The 17,524-nt window shown below is 40.0% G+C and carries 14 protein-coding genes; 12 read left to right on the top strand and 2 right to left on the bottom strand.

The annotated features are described in order from the left end of the window. The first annotated feature begins 16 nt into the window (after positions 1-16). The 7 genes from queG to CFK37_RS01235 all read left to right on the top strand — a co-directional run bounded on the left by queG (position 17) and on the right by CFK37_RS01235 (position 9,268). Complete coding sequence (gene queG / locus CFK37_RS01265; protein ID WP_089060213.1) at positions 17-1,162, top strand: tRNA epoxyqueuosine(34) reductase QueG; 1,146 nt, start codon at positions 17-19, stop codon at positions 1,160-1,162. 16 nt (positions 1,163-1,178) lie between these two features. Continuing rightward, complete coding sequence (locus tag CFK37_RS01260; RefSeq protein WP_089060212.1) at positions 1,179-1,697, top strand: methylated-DNA--[protein]-cysteine S-methyltransferase; 519 nt, start codon at positions 1,179-1,181, stop codon at positions 1,695-1,697. A gap of 74 nt (positions 1,698-1,771) precedes the next feature. After that, the gene (locus CFK37_RS01255) at positions 1,772-2,617 is read left to right on the top strand and encodes an amidase domain-containing protein (protein ID WP_089060211.1); all 846 of its coding nucleotides are present in this window, start codon (positions 1,772-1,774) and stop codon (positions 2,615-2,617) included. Between the two features lie 42 nt (positions 2,618-2,659). Beyond that, positions 2,660-3,133, top strand: a complete 474-nt coding sequence (gene trmL, locus CFK37_RS01250; protein WP_089060210.1) for a tRNA (uridine(34)/cytosine(34)/5-carboxymethylaminomethyluridine(34)-2'-O)-methyltransferase TrmL — start codon at positions 2,660-2,662, stop codon at positions 3,131-3,133. Positions 3,134-3,587: 454 nt separating this feature from the next. Continuing rightward, positions 3,588-6,452, top strand: coding sequence for a 2-oxoglutarate dehydrogenase E1 component (locus CFK37_RS01245; RefSeq protein WP_089060209.1), 2,865 nt, complete (start codon positions 3,588-3,590; stop codon positions 6,450-6,452). Further along, entirely contained in the window at positions 6,439-7,710 is a 1,272-nt protein-coding gene (gene odhB / locus CFK37_RS01240; RefSeq protein WP_089060208.1) for a 2-oxoglutarate dehydrogenase complex dihydrolipoyllysine-residue succinyltransferase, read from the top strand. Before CFK37_RS01245 ends, odhB begins: the two co-directional genes overlap by 14 nt. A 268-nt stretch (positions 7,711-7,978) precedes the next feature. After that, the gene (locus CFK37_RS01235; protein ID WP_172840436.1) at positions 7,979-9,268 is read left to right on the top strand and encodes an NCS2 family permease; all 1,290 of its coding nucleotides are present in this window, start codon (positions 7,979-7,981) and stop codon (positions 9,266-9,268) included. A 39-nt stretch (positions 9,269-9,307) separates the two neighbouring features. Here CFK37_RS01235 and CFK37_RS01230 read toward each other — a convergent pair whose 3' ends face one another. After that, positions 9,308-9,607, bottom strand: coding sequence for a hypothetical protein (locus CFK37_RS01230; RefSeq protein WP_089060206.1), 300 nt, complete (start codon positions 9,605-9,607; stop codon positions 9,308-9,310). Between the two features lie 241 nt (positions 9,608-9,848). On the opposite strand from CFK37_RS01230, the gene CFK37_RS01225 reads away from it, so the two are divergent. The 4 genes from CFK37_RS01225 (at position 9,849) to CFK37_RS01210 (ending at position 14,886) form a co-directional block, all read left to right on the top strand. Further along, positions 9,849-11,033: a NupC/NupG family nucleoside CNT transporter gene (locus tag CFK37_RS01225; RefSeq protein WP_089060205.1), complete on the top strand. Its 1,185-nt coding sequence runs from the start codon at positions 9,849-9,851 to the stop codon at positions 11,031-11,033. Positions 11,034-11,267: 234 nt separating this feature from the next. Next, on the top strand, positions 11,268-12,695 hold the full coding sequence (locus CFK37_RS01220; protein ID WP_089060204.1) for an aldehyde dehydrogenase family protein: 1,428 nt from the start codon (positions 11,268-11,270) through the stop codon (positions 12,693-12,695). Between the two features lie 123 nt (positions 12,696-12,818). Continuing rightward, the gene (locus CFK37_RS01215; protein WP_089060203.1) at positions 12,819-13,313 is read left to right on the top strand and encodes a hypothetical protein; all 495 of its coding nucleotides are present in this window, start codon (positions 12,819-12,821) and stop codon (positions 13,311-13,313) included. Between the two features lie 154 nt (positions 13,314-13,467). Next, positions 13,468-14,886, top strand: coding sequence for an aldehyde dehydrogenase family protein (locus CFK37_RS01210; protein ID WP_089060202.1), 1,419 nt, complete (start codon positions 13,468-13,470; stop codon positions 14,884-14,886). A gap of 23 nt (positions 14,887-14,909) precedes the next feature. On the opposite strand, the gene CFK37_RS01205 is transcribed toward CFK37_RS01210, so the two are convergent. Continuing rightward, on the bottom strand, positions 14,910-16,262 hold the full coding sequence (locus CFK37_RS01205; RefSeq protein ID WP_089060201.1) for an MATE family efflux transporter: 1,353 nt from the start codon (positions 16,260-16,262) through the stop codon (positions 14,910-14,912). A gap of 112 nt (positions 16,263-16,374) precedes the next feature. Here CFK37_RS01205 and CFK37_RS01200 point away from each other — a divergent pair, with 112 nt between their 5' ends. Continuing rightward, a complete protein-coding gene (locus CFK37_RS01200) occupies positions 16,375-17,448 on the top strand; it encodes an undecaprenyldiphospho-muramoylpentapeptide beta-N-acetylglucosaminyltransferase (protein WP_089060200.1) in 1,074 nt (357 codons plus the stop codon). Positions 17,449-17,524: the final 76 nt, after the last annotated feature.

Here is a 17,524-nt window from a genome sequence, read left to right as displayed (position 1 = left end):
CCAGGAGGCAATAACCATGAATCATGAGGCAGTAAAGCAGGAAATCATTGAATATAGTAAAAAGATTGGTATTGATAAAATTGGTTTTGCCTCTGCCGATGTCTTTTCAGAATTAAAAGAAAGGCTTAAACGACAGCAGGATTTAGCCTATTATTCAGGTTTCGAGAAGGGGTCGATTGAGGAGCGAACAGAGCCAGAGCGTCTGCTTCCTGAAGCAAAGTCCATTATTTCCATTGCTATCGCTTATCCATCACGAATGAAAAATGCACCGAAAAGTACTAAAGAAGCAAGACGAGGTATCTTTTGCCGGGCATCCTGGGGCACGGATTATCATGTAATTTTACGTGATCGGCTGGCTAAACTCTCATCCTTTATTAAAGAAAAATTCCCTGAGTCCGAGGATAAATTAATGGTGGATACTGGCGAATTATCGGATCGCGCGGTGGCTGAACGGGCAGGTATTGGCTTCAGCGGAAAGAACACATCGATTATTACTCCTGAATTTGGTTCCTTTGTGTACCTTGGCGAATTAATTACCAATATCCCGTTTATCCCGGATAGCCCTGTCGATGACAGCTGTGGGGATTGTACGAAATGTTTGGACGCTTGCCCAACAGGTGCGCTTATTCAGGGAGGACAGTTAAATGCACAGCGCTGTATTGCATTTCTTACACAAACGAAGGATTATTTACCAGATGAATTTCGGACCAAAATTGGTAATCGGGTGTATGGCTGTGATACCTGTCAGGTAGTCTGCCCTAAAAATCAAAAGATCGATTTTCATATTCACCCAGAAACGGAGCCGGAACCGGAAATCGCTAAACCTAGACTACAACCAATGCTGCGAATATCTAACCGTGAATTTAAAGAAACATTTGGTCATATTGCGGGCGCATGGCGTGGTAAGAAACCTTTGCAGCGAAATGCCTTGATTGGTCTTGCGCATTACAAGGACGAGTCAGCAGTCGGTGAAATAATTCAGGTTATGGAAAATGATCCGCGCCCCGTAATTCGCGGAACGGCAGCATGGTCACTCGGGAAAATTGGAACTTCCGAAGCTTATGCTGCAATTGAACATGCACTTAAAACAGAACAGGATGAAGGCGTTCGCTATGAAATGGAAAAAGGACTTGATTTTCAACACGATATTTCTGCCAAATAGATAGGGGAGATAAGAAATGGAACAAGTACGTCTTTATTACGATGAAATGGATTCACCAATTGGTATACTTACACTAATAAGCAATGGGGAAAAACTTGTACGAATCGAATATGGCGAATTGAAGGACAGAGGTGATCAAATGGATAAATGGCTGATACGATATTTTGGCGATGTAGCATTTATTCATTCCGAAGACAAAATGGAACCTGTCATAAACCAGCTTCAAGCATATTTTAATGAACAAAAACGAGACTTCACACTTGATTTTGAATTTAATGGAACACCTTTTCAGCAAAAGGTATGGCAAGCTCTAGTCGATAACATTCCATATGGGGAAACGAGATCTTACAAAGATATAGCTGTTGCTATTGGTAATCCGAAGGCTGTCCGGGCTGTTGGGGGAGCAGTAAATAAGAATCCGTTTTCCATCATCGTGCCCTGCCACCGTGTAATTGGTGTCGGAGGGCAGATGGTCGGATACAATGGTGGTCTGGATAAAAAGGAATATTTACTCGCCCATGAAAAACATATCTAAAACATTACTTAGGGAATCTTTTTATCAATTTAGGCAAGCCCCTCCCCATACACTAATATGGGGAGGGGTTTATTATGGAAAAATTGGTGGATTATTGGCAGGACTTTTTTCAGCGGGAACACCAGGAAGATAACTGGTGGACAAGGAAAAAGGCCCTTTGTGAAAAACGGGGTGTTACCATTGTACGAATTCAGGGGGAAGGTCATTTGCATCAGGAATTGCGTTACGAGGGGAAACAACAGCTTCAATATCTTCTTCACTTAAAAATGCTGATGAAGCAGGGTGGTAATCTTTACCAGGAAGAACAGCATATCCCGTATCAATTTGAATTACAGAACAATTCGATAAGTAACCATAAGGTAAGAGAAATGGAACAACCACATGAATTAGTGACACGCGAACCTGAATTATCAAATTCAGCCATCAATGACGTCCGGTTTAATTACGACCGTCTCGCAGCTATTAAATATGCGAATCATTGGTGGAACAGTTATAATCCTGCTTACCGGCAGTTTGATGTAGACTGTACGAATTATATATCCCAATGTCTTCATGCTGGCGGCGCACCAATGACTGGCGCCCCCAATCGAGGCAGGGGATGGTGGTATGGCGCTTCTAACTGGAGTTTCAGCTGGGCAGTTGCCCATTCACTCAGATGGTATTTAAGTGGGTCATCATCCGGACTTAAAGGGAAAGAAATGGAAGCGGCAACGGATCTCATTCCAGGGGACGTTATATGCTATGATTTTGAAGGTGATGGCAGATGGAATCATAATACAATTGTTGTTGCAAAGGATGGTAATGGAGAACCACTTGTTAATGCACATACATCTAATAGTACACATCGCTATTGGTCTTACGAAGACTCAACAGCCTGGACACCAAATATTGCATATAAATTTTTTCGGATTGGGGAGTAAGTGATATACTTATGTAGTTATTAAAGAAGAAGGAGAATGAATGTGAGTTTACATGTAGTTTTATTTCAACCAGAAATTCCCGCAAACACGGGTAATATAGCAAGAACCTGCCTGGCGACAGATACAACCCTGCATTTGATCCATCCGCTTGGATTTTCCACGGAAGATAAAATGCTGAGGCGGGCTGGACTTGATTATTGGAAACACGTTGATATTCGTGAATATGAATCAATCGATGAATTATATCGTACATATCCAAATGGAAATTACTATTATATTGAAAACTTTGGTACAAAGCATTATACCGATTATGATTACAGTAAGGTCGATGAGGATTTGTTTTTTGTGTTTGGACGTGAGACCGATGGGATTCCAAAGCATTTATTGGAAGGAAAAGAAGATAAGTGCTTACGCATCCACATGAATGAGAAAGTCCGATCATTAAATTTGTCAAATACCGCCGCAATTATTATTTATGAAGCGCTCAGACAGCAAGACTTTGCTGGATTAAAATAAGGATGGACTGATAAATAAAACCGTCATGCTTAACATGACGGTTTTATTATTGATCCTTTTTAGCTACTCCCGGTTTTGCATCATGGCCTGCTGTAAAGATGGACACGACAAATGTCACACTTACTCCTAATAGTAATGCCAAGTCAACTGTCATGCTGCTTGCCTCCTTTAAATATATATGTATCCACTTGTATCAAATTTAATGTCTTTATTATAGCCTATTTATTTTAAAATGTGAACCATTGGTATATTATTTTTGCCGAGTTGTTAACATGTATACGACATGTTTTAAACGTTTTGTCATATTTTGCGGAATAAGACAATTCATTTGTTGTTTATGAACATAAAATAGGGTATATTAGTTGATGAAGTCGTATGACAGTTCTATAATGAATACTGGATGAAAAAGCCGTTTATCAACGGAGAAAGTTAACTTCTAATGGGGGTATAAGACGTGGCACAGAATGAAGAATCCAATGAGAGATTCTGGGAAAAATTTTATGGTCCAAATATTGGGTATGTGGAAGAGCAATATGACTTGTTTAAAGAGGATCCTGAATCAGTAGATCCATCTTTAAAAGAAGTTTTTGAAGAGCATGGAGCCCCTGAATGGACGCATTCAAATAATGTTGAAGCTCAAGCAGTATCAGCATCAACTTCCATAAATGATATTAAGAAACTAACCTCAGCTATGAAACTCGTTGAGGCTATTCGTCGTTATGGACATTTGGAAGCGGATATTTACCCGGTTGGACTTTCAAAACAGCGTGAAACGGAACTCGTTAAGCCGAGCGCATATGGACTTAGTGAAGAAGATTTAAAAAGCATTCCTGCACAATGGCTTTGGGAAGATGCTCCAAATGGGGTCGACAATGGCTATGATGTAATAATGGAATTGAAAAAATATTATTCAGGAACAATTACGTATGAATTTGATCATGTGAATAATGACGCAGAACGCAAATGGTTAATGGAATTAATTGAAGCAGGCAATGCTCGGATGTCACTTTCTGATGAGGAAAAGAGACAGTTGCTTGAGCGCCTTGCCCATGTGGAAGGCTTTGAAGGGTTCTTGCAAAAGACATTTGTCGGACAGAAGCGCTTTTCAATTGAAGGTCTTGAAGCTATGGTACCGATGCTGGATCGAATCGTTAAGTACGCGACGAGAGATAAAATTGAACATATTATGATGGGAATGGCTCACCGGGGCCGTTTAAGCGTGCTTGCGCATGTTTTAGGCAAGCCTTACGATAAAATCTTTTCAGAATTCCACCATTCGCCAGATAAGGAATTAATACCATCAGAAGGTTCAACAGGCATAAACTATGGTTGGACCGGCGATGTTAAATATCATTTTGGTGCAACAAAGGATGTAAGAGATGGAGATGAAACTACAACTCGAATTACGTTAGCACATAATCCATCACACCTTGAATTTGTAAATCCGGTTGTTGAAGGTTTCGCCCGCGCGGCACAGGATGATCGTTCAGAATCGGGTTATCCAAATCAGGATATGAATAAGGCATTTCCTGTCGTGATTCATGGGGATGCTGCATTTATTGGTGAGGGTGTAGTTGCGGAAGCATTAAATTTAAGTGGCCTTCCTGGTTATAAAACAGGCGGATCGCTACACATCATTGCAAACAATCTGGTTGGTTATACGACAAATCAGCGAGATGGACGTTCAACACGATACGCCAGCGACTTGGCAAAGGGCTTTGAAATCCCAATCATTCATGTGAATGCTGATGATCCAATTGCTTGTGTATCTGCAATCAAGATTGCCTATGATTATCGTCAAAAGTTTCATAAAGACTTTTTGATCGATTTGGTTGGATATCGTCGTTATGGCCATAACGAAATGGATGAGCCAAGAACTACACAACCGCTTCTTTATCAAAACATTGACAAACATCCTACGGCAGCTAACGTTTTTGCTAAGGAAATGGAAGAAAAGGGTATAGTTGATAGTGATGGTTTTAAGAAAATCAAGAACGATGTTGAAGAAAGCCTGCGTAATATCTACGAAGGCATGAAGGAAAACGATACTGGTGAAGCAGTAGCACAAAGCATGCCAAAAGAATTAACAAATGGACTTGATCAATTTGAAACAGCTGTTCCTCTTGATACATTGAAGACTTTGAACAAGAATATGCAGAATCGTCCTGAAGGGTTTACCGGGTTTAAGAAGCTTGAGAAAATCCTGAAACGTCGTGAAAATGTATTGGAAGAAGGAAACAAAGCCGACTGGGGTGCTGGCGAGGCACTGGCATATGCTTCTATCTTGAATGATGGTATTCCAATCCGTCTTACTGGTCAGGATACTGAACGTGGTACATTCGCACATCGCCATTCTGTTTTACATGATATTAAAACAAATGAGAAATATTGCTTGATGCATGGTCTTGAAGATGCGAAGGCTTCGTTTGATGTTCGGAACAGTCCATTATCCGAGGCTGGGGTTTTAGGCTTTGAATATGGATATAGTGTACAATCACCAAATACATTGGTGCTTTGGGAAGCGCAATTTGGTGACTTTGCAAATGCTGGTCAAGTGATTTTTGATCAATTTATTGCAGCAAGTCGTGCAAAGTGGGGCGAAAAGTCAAACATGATTATGCTTCTCCCGCATGGTTATGAAGGCCAGGGACCAGAGCACTCCAGTGCGCGGTTAGAGCGTTATTTACAGCTTGGTGCTGAAAATAACTGGATTGTTGCAAATGTGACTTCGTCGGCACAGTTCTTCCATTTAATCCGCCGTCAGGCAGCAATGCGCGGACGTGAAGAAGCCAGACCGTTAATTTTAATGACACCGAAAAGCTTGCTGCGTAATCAACGTGTTGCATCCGTGGCTAAGGAGTTCACAGAAGGTAAGTTCCAGCCTTTACGTCAACAGCCTAATCTAAAGGTAAGTAAGAAGAATGCAACACGCTTATTGATTGGAAGCGGCAAGGTGATGGTTGATATTGAAGAGGCTATTGACAATTCAGAAGCAAACTTTGACTTTTTACGCGCAGTGCGCTTGGAACAAATCTATCCATTCCCTAAAAAGGAATTGGAAAAGGTTATCAAGGAACTTCCTAATTTAGAAGAAATTGTTTGGGTGCAAGAAGAACCGAAAAATATGGGGGCTTGGGAGTTTGTCGATGATTTTTTGAGAGACTTGCTCCAAGAAGGTCAAACATTACGTTATATTGGCCGACCAAGACGTTCATCACCAGCAGTTGGGATACCTAATGTGCACAAAACGGAGCAAAACCAATTAGTACAAAAAGCGATACAACCGATAGAAGGAGGAGATTCCAGTGAAAGAGATTAAAATTCCAGAGCTAGCAGAATCAATTACAGAAGGAACTATTGCCGAATGGTTAGTAAAAAAAGGCGATAAGATTGAGAAAGGTGACCCCGTTGTTGAACTGGAAACAGATAAAGTCAATGTGGAAGTCAACTCAGATTTTGCTGGTGTTCTTGTGGAAATCGTGAGCGAAGAAGGCGACGATGTTGAAGTAGGAGATATCATAGCAAAAGTAGATGAAAATGGTGAAGCTGGCGGTGACTCTTCTGAGCAAGAAGAGGCTCCAAAAGAAGAGAAAAAAGAAGAAGCTCCTAAAGAAGAACCAAAAGAATCTCCGAAAAAAGAAGAAAAGAAAGAAGAACAATCAGAAGACAATAAGCAAGATGTTATTGCATCTCCTGCAGCTAGGAAACGCGCACGTGAACTAAATATTGATTTGAGCTCTATCAGCCCGCGTGATCCATTAGGCCGTATTCGCCCAGAGGATGTTGATGCAGCAGCAAATGGCAGCAACAATAAAAAAGAAGAAAAGCCAGCGAAAAAAGAGCAACCGAAAAGCGCTGAGAAAACAGAGTTTGATAAACCGGTTGAACGCATTAAAATGTCACGTCGCCGTCAAACGATTGCAAAACGCCTTGTCGAGGTTCAACATGAATCGGCAATGCTTACCACTTTCAATGAGGTTGATATGACAGCTGTAATGAAGCTTCGCAGTGAACGGAAAGAAAACTTTGTGAAGAAACATGATGTGAAGCTAGGTTTCATGTCGTTCTTTACAAAAGCAGTTGTTGGCGCATTAAAAGAATTCCCGTTAATTAATTCGGAAATTCAAGGAAACGAATTAGTACTGAAGAAATTTTATGATATTGGTATCGCAGTTTCAACTGAAGAAGGATTAGTAGTACCTGTAGTTCGGGATGCAGACCGCTTAGACTTTGCTGGCGTTGAACGTGAAATTGGCGGCCTAGGCAAGAAAGCACAAAATAAAGAATTACAAATGAATGACTTGCAAGGTGGAACGTTCACCATTACTAATGGGGGTACATTTGGTTCAATGATGTCAACACCGATACTTAACGCACCACAGGTTGGTATTCTTGGCATGCATAACATTATTAAACGTGCAATGGTAATGCCAGATGACTCCATTGAAGTTCGTCCTATGATGTACTTAGCACTATCCTATGACCATCGTGTGGTTGATGGAAAAGAAGCGGTGCAATTCCTAGTACGGATTAAACAATTGCTTGAAGATCCATATGATTTATTGCTTGAAGGATAATAAAGATTTCAAAAACCCGTTATGGCGAATGCCATAACGGGTTTTTTATAAGATGAAATTTGAACGCCTAGCAACAGTAGGGATTTTTATGAGCCAAGGGAGTCTTGATAAAACTTTGTCACAATATGTTTTTCTTATACATACCTTGATCCTAGTTTGTATTTTTTACCTTAACATAATAAATTCAATTAAATATATTGCGTTAATGGTTAAAAACGAATATTATTGTATATGTTGATTATTTCATTCGGAAAGCAAGGTGTATGTAGTGAATAAACTCTTTAAACTAAAACAAAACAATACAAATTACCGAACCGAAGTTATTGCTGGATTAACAACCTTTTTGACCATGGCATATATTCTTGTGGTAAATCCAGCAATTCTTTCGAGTGTTGGTGTACCATTTGAACAGGTATTTATGGCAACGGTCATTTCGGCCGTGGTTGGAACTTTATTCATGGCCTTTTTCTCAAATTATCCTATTGCAATTGCACCTGGTATGGGAATGAATGCGTACTTTGCAAGTGTTGTCGCATCACAAGGCTATTCCTATCAAGTGATTTTTGGAACAGTTTTTATAGCAGGAATTATTTTTATGTTATTAAGCCTTACCAAATTACGCGAAACATTAATTGAAGCAATTCCAGCTTCTTTAAAGTTCGGAATTACGTCTGGTATTGGCCTGTTTATCGCGTTTCTTGGGTTGAAGTCATCCGGAATCGTTGTTCCCAATAAGAATACAATGGTTGCGTTTGGTGACTTGCATCAGCCTATGACATTGCTGACATTAGCCGGGCTTTTTATTACCTTAATATTAATGGCACGGAATGTAAAAGGTGCACTCTTCGTCGGTATGATTATCACTGGAATTATCGCATTTTTTACGGGGCAGCTAAACTTTGAGGGAGTTGCATCTGCACCGCCTGCACCAGTATTTTTTGATATGGATATTGGAGGGGTGTTCGCAAACAGTCTTTATACGGTAGTTTTCGCTTTTTTATTGGTTACCATATTTGATACTACCGGAACGTTGATTGGCGTTGCAGAGCAAGCCGGCTTTATGAAGGAAGGCAAATTGCCTCGTGCGAAGTCAGCCCTGCTGGCCGATGCTACAGCCACTACAGTCGGTTCCATGTTTGGGACAAGCCCATCGACTGCATATATAGAGTCAACATCCGGTGTTACAGCTGGCGGGCGAACTGGTTTAACATCACTTATCGTAGCGCTATTATTTGCTTTATCGGTATTTTTCTCCCCATTAATCGGGGCTATTGCAAATTTACCAGCAATGACAGCACCAGTACTAATTATTGTCGGAAGTTTTATGATGGAAGGGTTGGCACGCATTAATTGGAAAACCTTTGATGAGGCGTTTCCTGCCTTTGCGATTATTCTGACCATGCCTTTAACATCCAGTATTGCAACCGGAATTTCCATTGGATTTATCACTTATCCATTGCTTAAATTGGTCAGTGGAAAGGGGAAGGATGTACACTGGATTTTATATTTGTTTGGAATCATCTTTGTCCTGCAAATGGCTTTTTTTCCAGCACATTAATAAAAGCAGTTATTCGAAACTTTACAAACAAAGGGAAGCCTAATAAGGTTTTCCTTTTGTTTTATATTCACCTTGTTTTCGAAGGGCTAACCAGGAAGTTTTTAACGATGCATATGCTCCGATTGCTGCTCCACTATAAAATCCTCCCATGAATAAACCTGCCCATAAGTCATGTCTGTGGCTGAAAAAGATAGAGATCGTAAATCCTACAACCGTAGCTATTGTCGGAATGAATTTGCTGGGGATTGGAAATATCTTAAAAAGCTGTGTAATAAGAACAACTAATGGAACAGCAATCACTCCATCCCAAAAGTTTGTCTGGATAACGGGGAATTCCATATAATCGACCTTTCTTAATTTGGCTAACTTGTATTATACCCAAAATTTATCATGCTACTACGTTTGGCAAATGCGGGCTGGCTATTATTTAAATTCAGGAAATTGGGTAAAACTAAAGTCAGATAGAAGCTGCATAAAATTTCATTTGCATGACGTCTGACAACCTGTTAGAATCAGTAGTGGAAAAACTATTTGTAAGCATTTACAAATTTAGATTATAGGTAAAGGGAGGCTAGAGTCCGTGGATATTCTTCTCGGAATATTAGCAATCATCGTTGTCCTCGGAATAGCGTTTTTGATGTCGAACGATAAGAAAAATATAAATTATAGAGGCATCATTGTTATGCTGGTTGCACAGATGTTGATAACGCTGTTCATGTTTAAGACTGAAATTGGACAAGCAATAATAAAAGGTATTTCAGCTGGCTTTAACAAACTTATTGAATTTGGTACAGTTGGCATTAATTTTATCGTGGGTGGTGTCGCGGTGAAAGACGGCGGCAGCATATTCTTTTTTGATGTGCTATTGCTCATTATCTTTTTCGCAACTATTTTATCCGTACTCACGTATTTACGTATTCTTCCGCCAATCATTAAATATGTAGGTGGCTTTATTTCGAAAATCACAGGAGTGCCAAAGGTAGAATCATTTAATGCGGTTAACAGTATCTTTTTCGGTCAATCTGAAGCACTGCTCGCCATTAAATCGCAGTTCCAGCATCTAGATAAAAACAGGCTGTATATTGTCAGCGCCTCAGCTATGGGGTCAGTCTCAGCGTCCATTGTAGGTGCGTATTTACAAATCTTACCCGAACAATATGTGTTGATTGCGCTGCCACTAAACATGTTCAGTGCGCTAATGATTTCATCTGTTATTGCCCCTGTTCGAGTACCGAAAGAGGAAGACCATGTAGATATCAAGGATGTTACTACGGACAGAAGTATCTTTGAAGCAATGGGTAATGGTGCATTGGATGGAGGAAAAATTGCGTTAATTGTTGCGGCAATGCTTGTTGCGTTTATTGCGTCACTCGAGCTTGTGAATTGGATTATTTCTTTCTCAGGACTGACGTTGCAGGAAATTCTCGGTTACATTCTTTCACCAATCGGACTATTGATGGGTATTGCCCCAGATGAAGTAATTAGGGCTGGTGGTGTCATGGGGACTAAAATTGTCACCAATGAATTTGTCGCTATGCTTGAGTTCCAAAAAATCTTGGGCGGCATGTCAGAGAAAACAATCGGTATTGTTTCCGTATTCCTGACCAGTTTTGCTAACTTTTCTTCAATCGGCATTATTGCTGGAACGGTACAAGCAATTGACAGCAAAAAAGCAATCCAAGTTTCCGGTTTTGGTATGAAGTTATTAATTGGTGCAACACTTGCATCTATTTTATCAGCCACAGTAGTTGGATTGTTCTTATAGATAAAAAGAAGCCAAGGCAAAAGTGATTCAGTCATAAAGAAATCCGAACTATGATTCCAAATTATTTAAATAGAATTTGGATTAGTTCGGATATTTTTCTTGAAAGATAAGAATGTATAAAATATATCTAGCTCCAGCGTCGGCTTTCAAACATACACTTGCGCTTTTCTAATGTTTATATCATAAAGAATAAGGAAAGATAAAGTATAGACTATTTTTAGGGAGAGCGATAAAGTGAGTGAACAATTCGATTTATTTATAAATGGTAATTGGGTATCTGCCGACGAAACGATAGAGGTGTTAAACAAATACACACAAGATATTTACGCAACGGTTTCCAAGGCTGGTGAAAAAGAGGTCGATCAAGCAATTGACAGCGCTGAAAAAGCATATAAATCAACCAAATTAAGTGCATATGAGCGCTACAAAATACTTAAACAGGTTTCTGAATTGCTTCAGGAAAATAAAGAGGAATTTGCTAATTCTATTGTCAAGGAAGCTGGTAAACCACTTAAACAGGCGCGAACGGAGGTTGATCGGGCTACACAGACCTTTGAATTGTCCGCCGAAGAAGCGAAACGTATCAGTGGTCATGGCGTTCCTGTAGAAGCGGCGCCAGGATCCGAAAATCGCATGGCTTTTACTATTCGTGTGCCTGTTGGGGTAGTAGGAGCAATAAGTCCATTTAACTTCCCATTAAATCTAGTTGCACATAAAATTGGTCCAGCAATTGCGGCGGGAAATGCAGTCGTATTAAAGCCGGCCAGTGCTACACCAACAACTGCTTTACGAATGGCCAGATTGTTTCAAGAAGCAGGCTTGCCAGCTGGTTTATTAAACGTGGTTGCTGGTTCCGGGTCAGTCATTGGTAAACAAATGCAGCAGGACAAGCGGATATCTGTCTACACGTTTACAGGAAGTGCTGAAGTAGGACTTAAATTAAAACAAAATACTGGGTTGAATAAATTAATTCTGGAACTAGGTAATAATTCACCAGTAATTGTTGATAAAGAAGCAGATATCGAAAAAGCTGCAGCAAATGTTGCGCAAAAGAGCTTTGCTTTTGCCGGACAAGTTTGTATTTCCGTTCAGCGTGTCTACGTTCATGAATCCATCCAAGATTCATTCCAGCAGAAACTATTGCAGGCAATTAAGGAATTGAATGTCGGCGATCCGAATGATAAAAATACTGATGTTGGTCCAATGATTTCTGAGGATGAAGCAAAACGTGCGGAAGATTGGGTCAATGAAGCCGTTGAAAATGGAGCGAAAGTGGTAGTAGGAGGAAAACGTGAGGGAACAGTGTATTACCCAACTGTTTTAACGGATGTCCAAAAGGATATGCGGGTAGTATGTGATGAAATTTTTGCTCCAGTTCTTTGTACAATTCCATTTCATGATATAGATACATGTATAGAAGATGTCAATGAATCGCCATACGGGCTGCAAGGTGGCATCTTTACCAAGAATCTTGATACAGCATTTTATGTTGCAAAACGAGTTGAAGTTGGTGGAATGATGATCAATGATTCCTCCCAGTATCGTGTTGACCTCATGCCGTACGGTGGAGTGAAAAACAGTGGATGGGGAAAAGAAGGTCCCAAATATTCCATCGAAGAAATGACAGAAGAACGACTAATTGTGCTGAATTTAGAGGAATAGGTTGAAAAGGAGCGGGGTACCATCCCGCTCTTTTTTTATTCCTGTTATAAAACTCTTACTGCTCCAATAGAATAGGATAAGGATGGCATGTGCATCTGAAATCTATTTTGGAGTTGTTTAATCTTGGAATTATCTAGTGGAATCAGTAAGGAACTCAGATCTATTTTAAAAGAGCATGATACAGAAAAGTTCCTGTTTAAGTTGCAAAATCATCTTATAATGAGCAGTGAAAGTGAGAGTCAGAAACGCAGCAATATGAAATATAACCTGGCTTTTTATCGTAATTTACCATTACTCGATAGAAAGCTTGGTGAATTAAATAGACTTGAACAGAAACTATTAAAAATCAAAGTGAATACCTTGATCTCATATTTAGACGATATCAACAAGATTACCTTCCCTTCACCATTCATTATTGGAGTATTTACAGCCGTTATTTCCTTAGTTATTGGCGTTATGATAAAAGATCCTTCTGCATTTCCTGGCTGGGCTATTATGTTGGTTGTTATTTGCTTTGTCCTATTTATTCCGGGGATCTCTTGGTTTACCTTGGAACAGTCTGGGAAAAACGCTGAGCTAAAAGAAGCATTAACCACTGTAAAAGAAATTGTAAATTAACGTTTTTTTCTGTAAAATGGAAATTGCGGAAGCTTTATGATTCCTTGGAACTTGTTTCACACCTTTCAATCATCTATGTTTTACATAAGCCAATTAAGGTAAAAGAACATATAGAGGGATTTAGAAACTGTTTAAAAAAAGGGGATATTTTATCATGCGTAACGAATTAAAGCATTATATTAATGGGGAATGGGTAGCATCATCTGGATCTGAAACAATGGATGTTATCAACCCGGCTACAGAGGAAGTTATTGGCAAAATCAGCTTGGGGACAAGAGAGGACCTGGACAAGGCTGTAGAGGCAGCAAAAGCTGCATTGCCTTCTTTTTCAAATACAACGAAAGAAGAGCGGATTGAGTTACTTGAGAAGATAACTGCTGAGTACGAGAAACGGAAAGATGATATTGTCGAGACCATTACTGATGAACTTGGTTCACCACTTAAAATGTCAGAAAAGGTCCATTATAACATGGGTTATCAGCACTTTTCCGAGGCTGCAAAGGCCCTTAAAGACTTTTCGTTTTCAGAAGACCGCGGCGGCCACAAGATTGTGAAGGAAACAATAGGTGTAAGTGGACTTATTACACCATGGAATTTCCCAACAAACCAAACAACTACAAAAATTGCCAGTGCATTTGCTGCTGGTAGTCCTGTTATTTTAAAACCATCAGAAATGACACCATATGCGGCAATCATTTTGGCTGAGATTTTTGATGCAGTTGGCGTGCCAAAAGGTGTTTTCAATCTGGTAAACGGTACTGGGGATGTTATTGGTGATGGTATCAGTTCACACCCTGATATCGACTTTGTATCATTTACAGGTTCCGTAGCCACCGGCCAAAAAATCATGAAAAACGCATCAGAAACAATTAAAAACTTTGCGCTTGAACTAGGTGGAAAATCACCGTTAGTAGTGCTGGAAGACGCAGACATTGAGAAGGCGGCAAAAGGAGCTGTCAACCATATTGCGATGAACACGGGTCAAGTATGTTCCGCTGCTACTCGAATTATTGTGCCTTCCTCCATTAAGAAAGAATTTGAAGAAGCAGTACTCAATGTGCTACCGAAATTTCCAGTTGGAAGTCCTCGGGAGAAATCGTTTATCGGACCGCTTATTTCGAAAAAACAGTGGGATACTGTTCAATCCTATATTGAAAAAGGAATTGATGAAGGTGCTAACCTGATTGCTGGCGGAACTGGCAAACCTGAGGGTATTGATAAAGGATTCTATGCACGGCCAACTATTTTTACAGATGTGAAAAATAGCATGGCTATTGCACAGGAAGAGATTTTTGGACCAGTCATGTCCATTATTTCGTATGATACGCTTGATGAAGCGATTGAAATTTCAAATGATACCGTATATGGTTTAGCGGGCTATGTTATTGGTAATAACCATGAAACATTAAGTAAAGTAGCACATGGCATAAAGGCTGGGCGCATTACAGTAAATAATGCTGCGGCAGACTTTACAGCGCCATTTGGCGGTTATAAGCAGTCCGGCATTGGCCGTGAATGGGGCGACTTTGGTATTGAAGAATATCTGGAAACAAAAGCAATTTTAGGACTGTAATGCAGATTACAAAAACAACGGGCTTATTCGTAAGCCCGTTGTTTTTTTTGTAAATGCAATAGCCGCCACAATAGTGCAACAGCTCCGCAGCTTAATCCAATGATAATTCCAACCCAATATCCAAATGGTTCAAGCGGAGTGTAGTTTGCTAATAACCAGCCGCTTGGCAATCCAATGACCCAATACGATACGAATGATGTTATCAATGTTATATTAACGTCCTTATAACCTCTTAGTGCTCCCTGGATTGGTGCGCCAAAGGCATCTGCCAGCTGGAAGAATATTGCGTAATAGATAAAGTGTTTAGTTAATTCCACTACCTCTGCATTATCGGTATAAAGGTTTGCAACCATATCATTAAATACATAAAGTACAAGGCCGGCGAAAAGGGCAATAAATAACCCGCCACTAATTCCAATATATCCGTAGGTCCGGGCCTCACCGAAGCGTTTGCCCCCGAGCTCGTAGCCTACCGCTATCGTCAATGCCATGCCGACACTGAGCGGTATCATATACAACAATGATGCGAAGTTGATTGCGGCTTGGTGTGCTGCAATTGTATACGTACTGTAAACACTCATAAACAGGGTTACGGCTGAAAATATGCTCGTTTCGAAAAAGATCGAAAACCCTATCGGGATACCAATCTTTAATTGCTCCCACCATTCAGCCAAGGAAGGTTTCACCCAGCCGGAAAAGAGATGATAGTTTTTAAATGGACTTAATTTAGATAGGATGCCAAAAGCGATAAAGCAAACAAGCCAGTAGGTAAGGGCTGTCGCAATACCTGCTCCGATACCGCCAAAAGCCGGAACACCAAATTTGCCAAAAATAAACATATAATTAAAGAATATATTTATTGGTAACGAGATTAGAATAATCATCATTGAGATTTTTGTTTGTCCAAGTGCATCAATAAAACAACGTAATGTATTGAAAATGAATAGCGGAACAATACCCGTAACCAGCCATATAATGTAATACTTAGCGGTATGCCTTACACCGGTCTCGAGGTCCATTGCATTTAAAATAGGGTTTAATAAAAAGGCTCCTGCCACAACAACTAAAATTGCAAGTACTGTTGCGAGATAAACACCTTGTTGAACCTTTCTGGCAATTTCGTGGTCAGCCTTTGCGCCAACTAGGTGTGCGATAATGGGGGTGATTGCAAGAAGGATTCCGTTAATTCCTGTAAAAATGGGAACCCACAAACTGGAACCTATCGCGACACCGGCTAAGTCCACAGCACCAGCCTGACCGGACATGACGGTATCGAAAAAGTTCATGAGATACATGCTAACTTGGGTAACCAGAATAGGTATTAAAATAATTGTAAACAGTTTTAGCTTTTCTTTTATCGTTGATGTTTCATACATAAAAGTCTTCCTTTTTCTTTGATTTTCTACTAGTATAAATAAGTGATTGCTGTGAATATAAATGCAATTATACCGTGTTATTTCGTAATTCGAAAGAAGGGAATTTCAATAAATGAATAAAAAGAGTATTCTGTTTACCGGTGGTGGTACAGCAGGCCATGTGATTGTAAATTTAGCAGTTATCCCTATTTTTAAGCGGCAAGGATGGGAGATAAATTATATAGGTTCAAAAGATGGAATCGAACGCCAGCTGATTGAAAAACTTGATGGTGTAACATACCACCCAATTTCTACAGGAAAACTGCGTCGTTATATGTCCAAGGAGAACGTAAAGGATCCTTTTAAGGTGTTAAAAGGAACCCTGCAGGCTTGGCGTATTATCGGGAAGTCCAGACCATCCGTTATCTTTTCGAAGGGTGGCTTTGTATCTGTACCAGTGGTGCTAGCTGCCAAGGTACGGCGTGTCCCGACAGTGGTTCATGAATCTGATTTTACACCTGGACTTGCTAATAAAATTGCCATTCCGTTTGTCAATAAAGTTCTTGCCACATTTCCTGAAACAATGAACTATCTTCCTGAACAAAAGGCAGAGTATGTAGGAGCGGTTGTTCGGGATGAACTATTTCAGGGCAATAAGAAAAAAGGGTTTGCGTTATGCGGATTTACAAATAATAAGCCTGTATTACTAATAATGGGGGGGAGCGGCGGATCAATCAAGATAAATGAAAGTGTCCGTGCAGGTCTTGATAAACTGCTAAAAGAGTTTCAAATCATTCATCTTTGTGGAATTGGCAAAACAGATTCCACCTTCGATCGGCCGGGATACAAGCAGTTTGAATATGTTAACGAAGAATTAAATGATCTATTCGCTGCGACTGATTTTGTTCTTTCCCGTGCGGGTTCAAATGCAATATTTGAATTTCTGTCATTACGAATTCCAATGCTGCTTGTCCCATTATCTAAAGGGTCGAGCAGAGGAGATCAAATCATCAATGCTAAGTCATTCACAGAGAAAAGATATGCACGCGTTATGGAAGAAGAATCAATGAATGAAGAGACCCTAGTTAATGAACTGCTTCAATTAAAAGAGCAGGGATTGGTTATGAAAACCAACATGGAATCCTACCAAAGTGAAAAAGCCAAAGACCGAGTAATTGAAATCATTAAAGAAGTAAGTAAGAAATAAGAAAAGCGAAAGCGCCCCGTTTAGAAGCGGACGCATAAGCAAGGGACCGTAGAACGCATGGGTTTAGCGTTCGTAG

The organism is Virgibacillus phasianinus (genome assembly GCF_002216775.1).
Lineage (GTDB): Bacteria > Bacillota > Bacilli > Bacillales > Amphibacillaceae > Virgibacillus_F > Virgibacillus_F phasianinus.
This window is presented reverse-complemented; position numbering and strand designations above follow the sequence as displayed.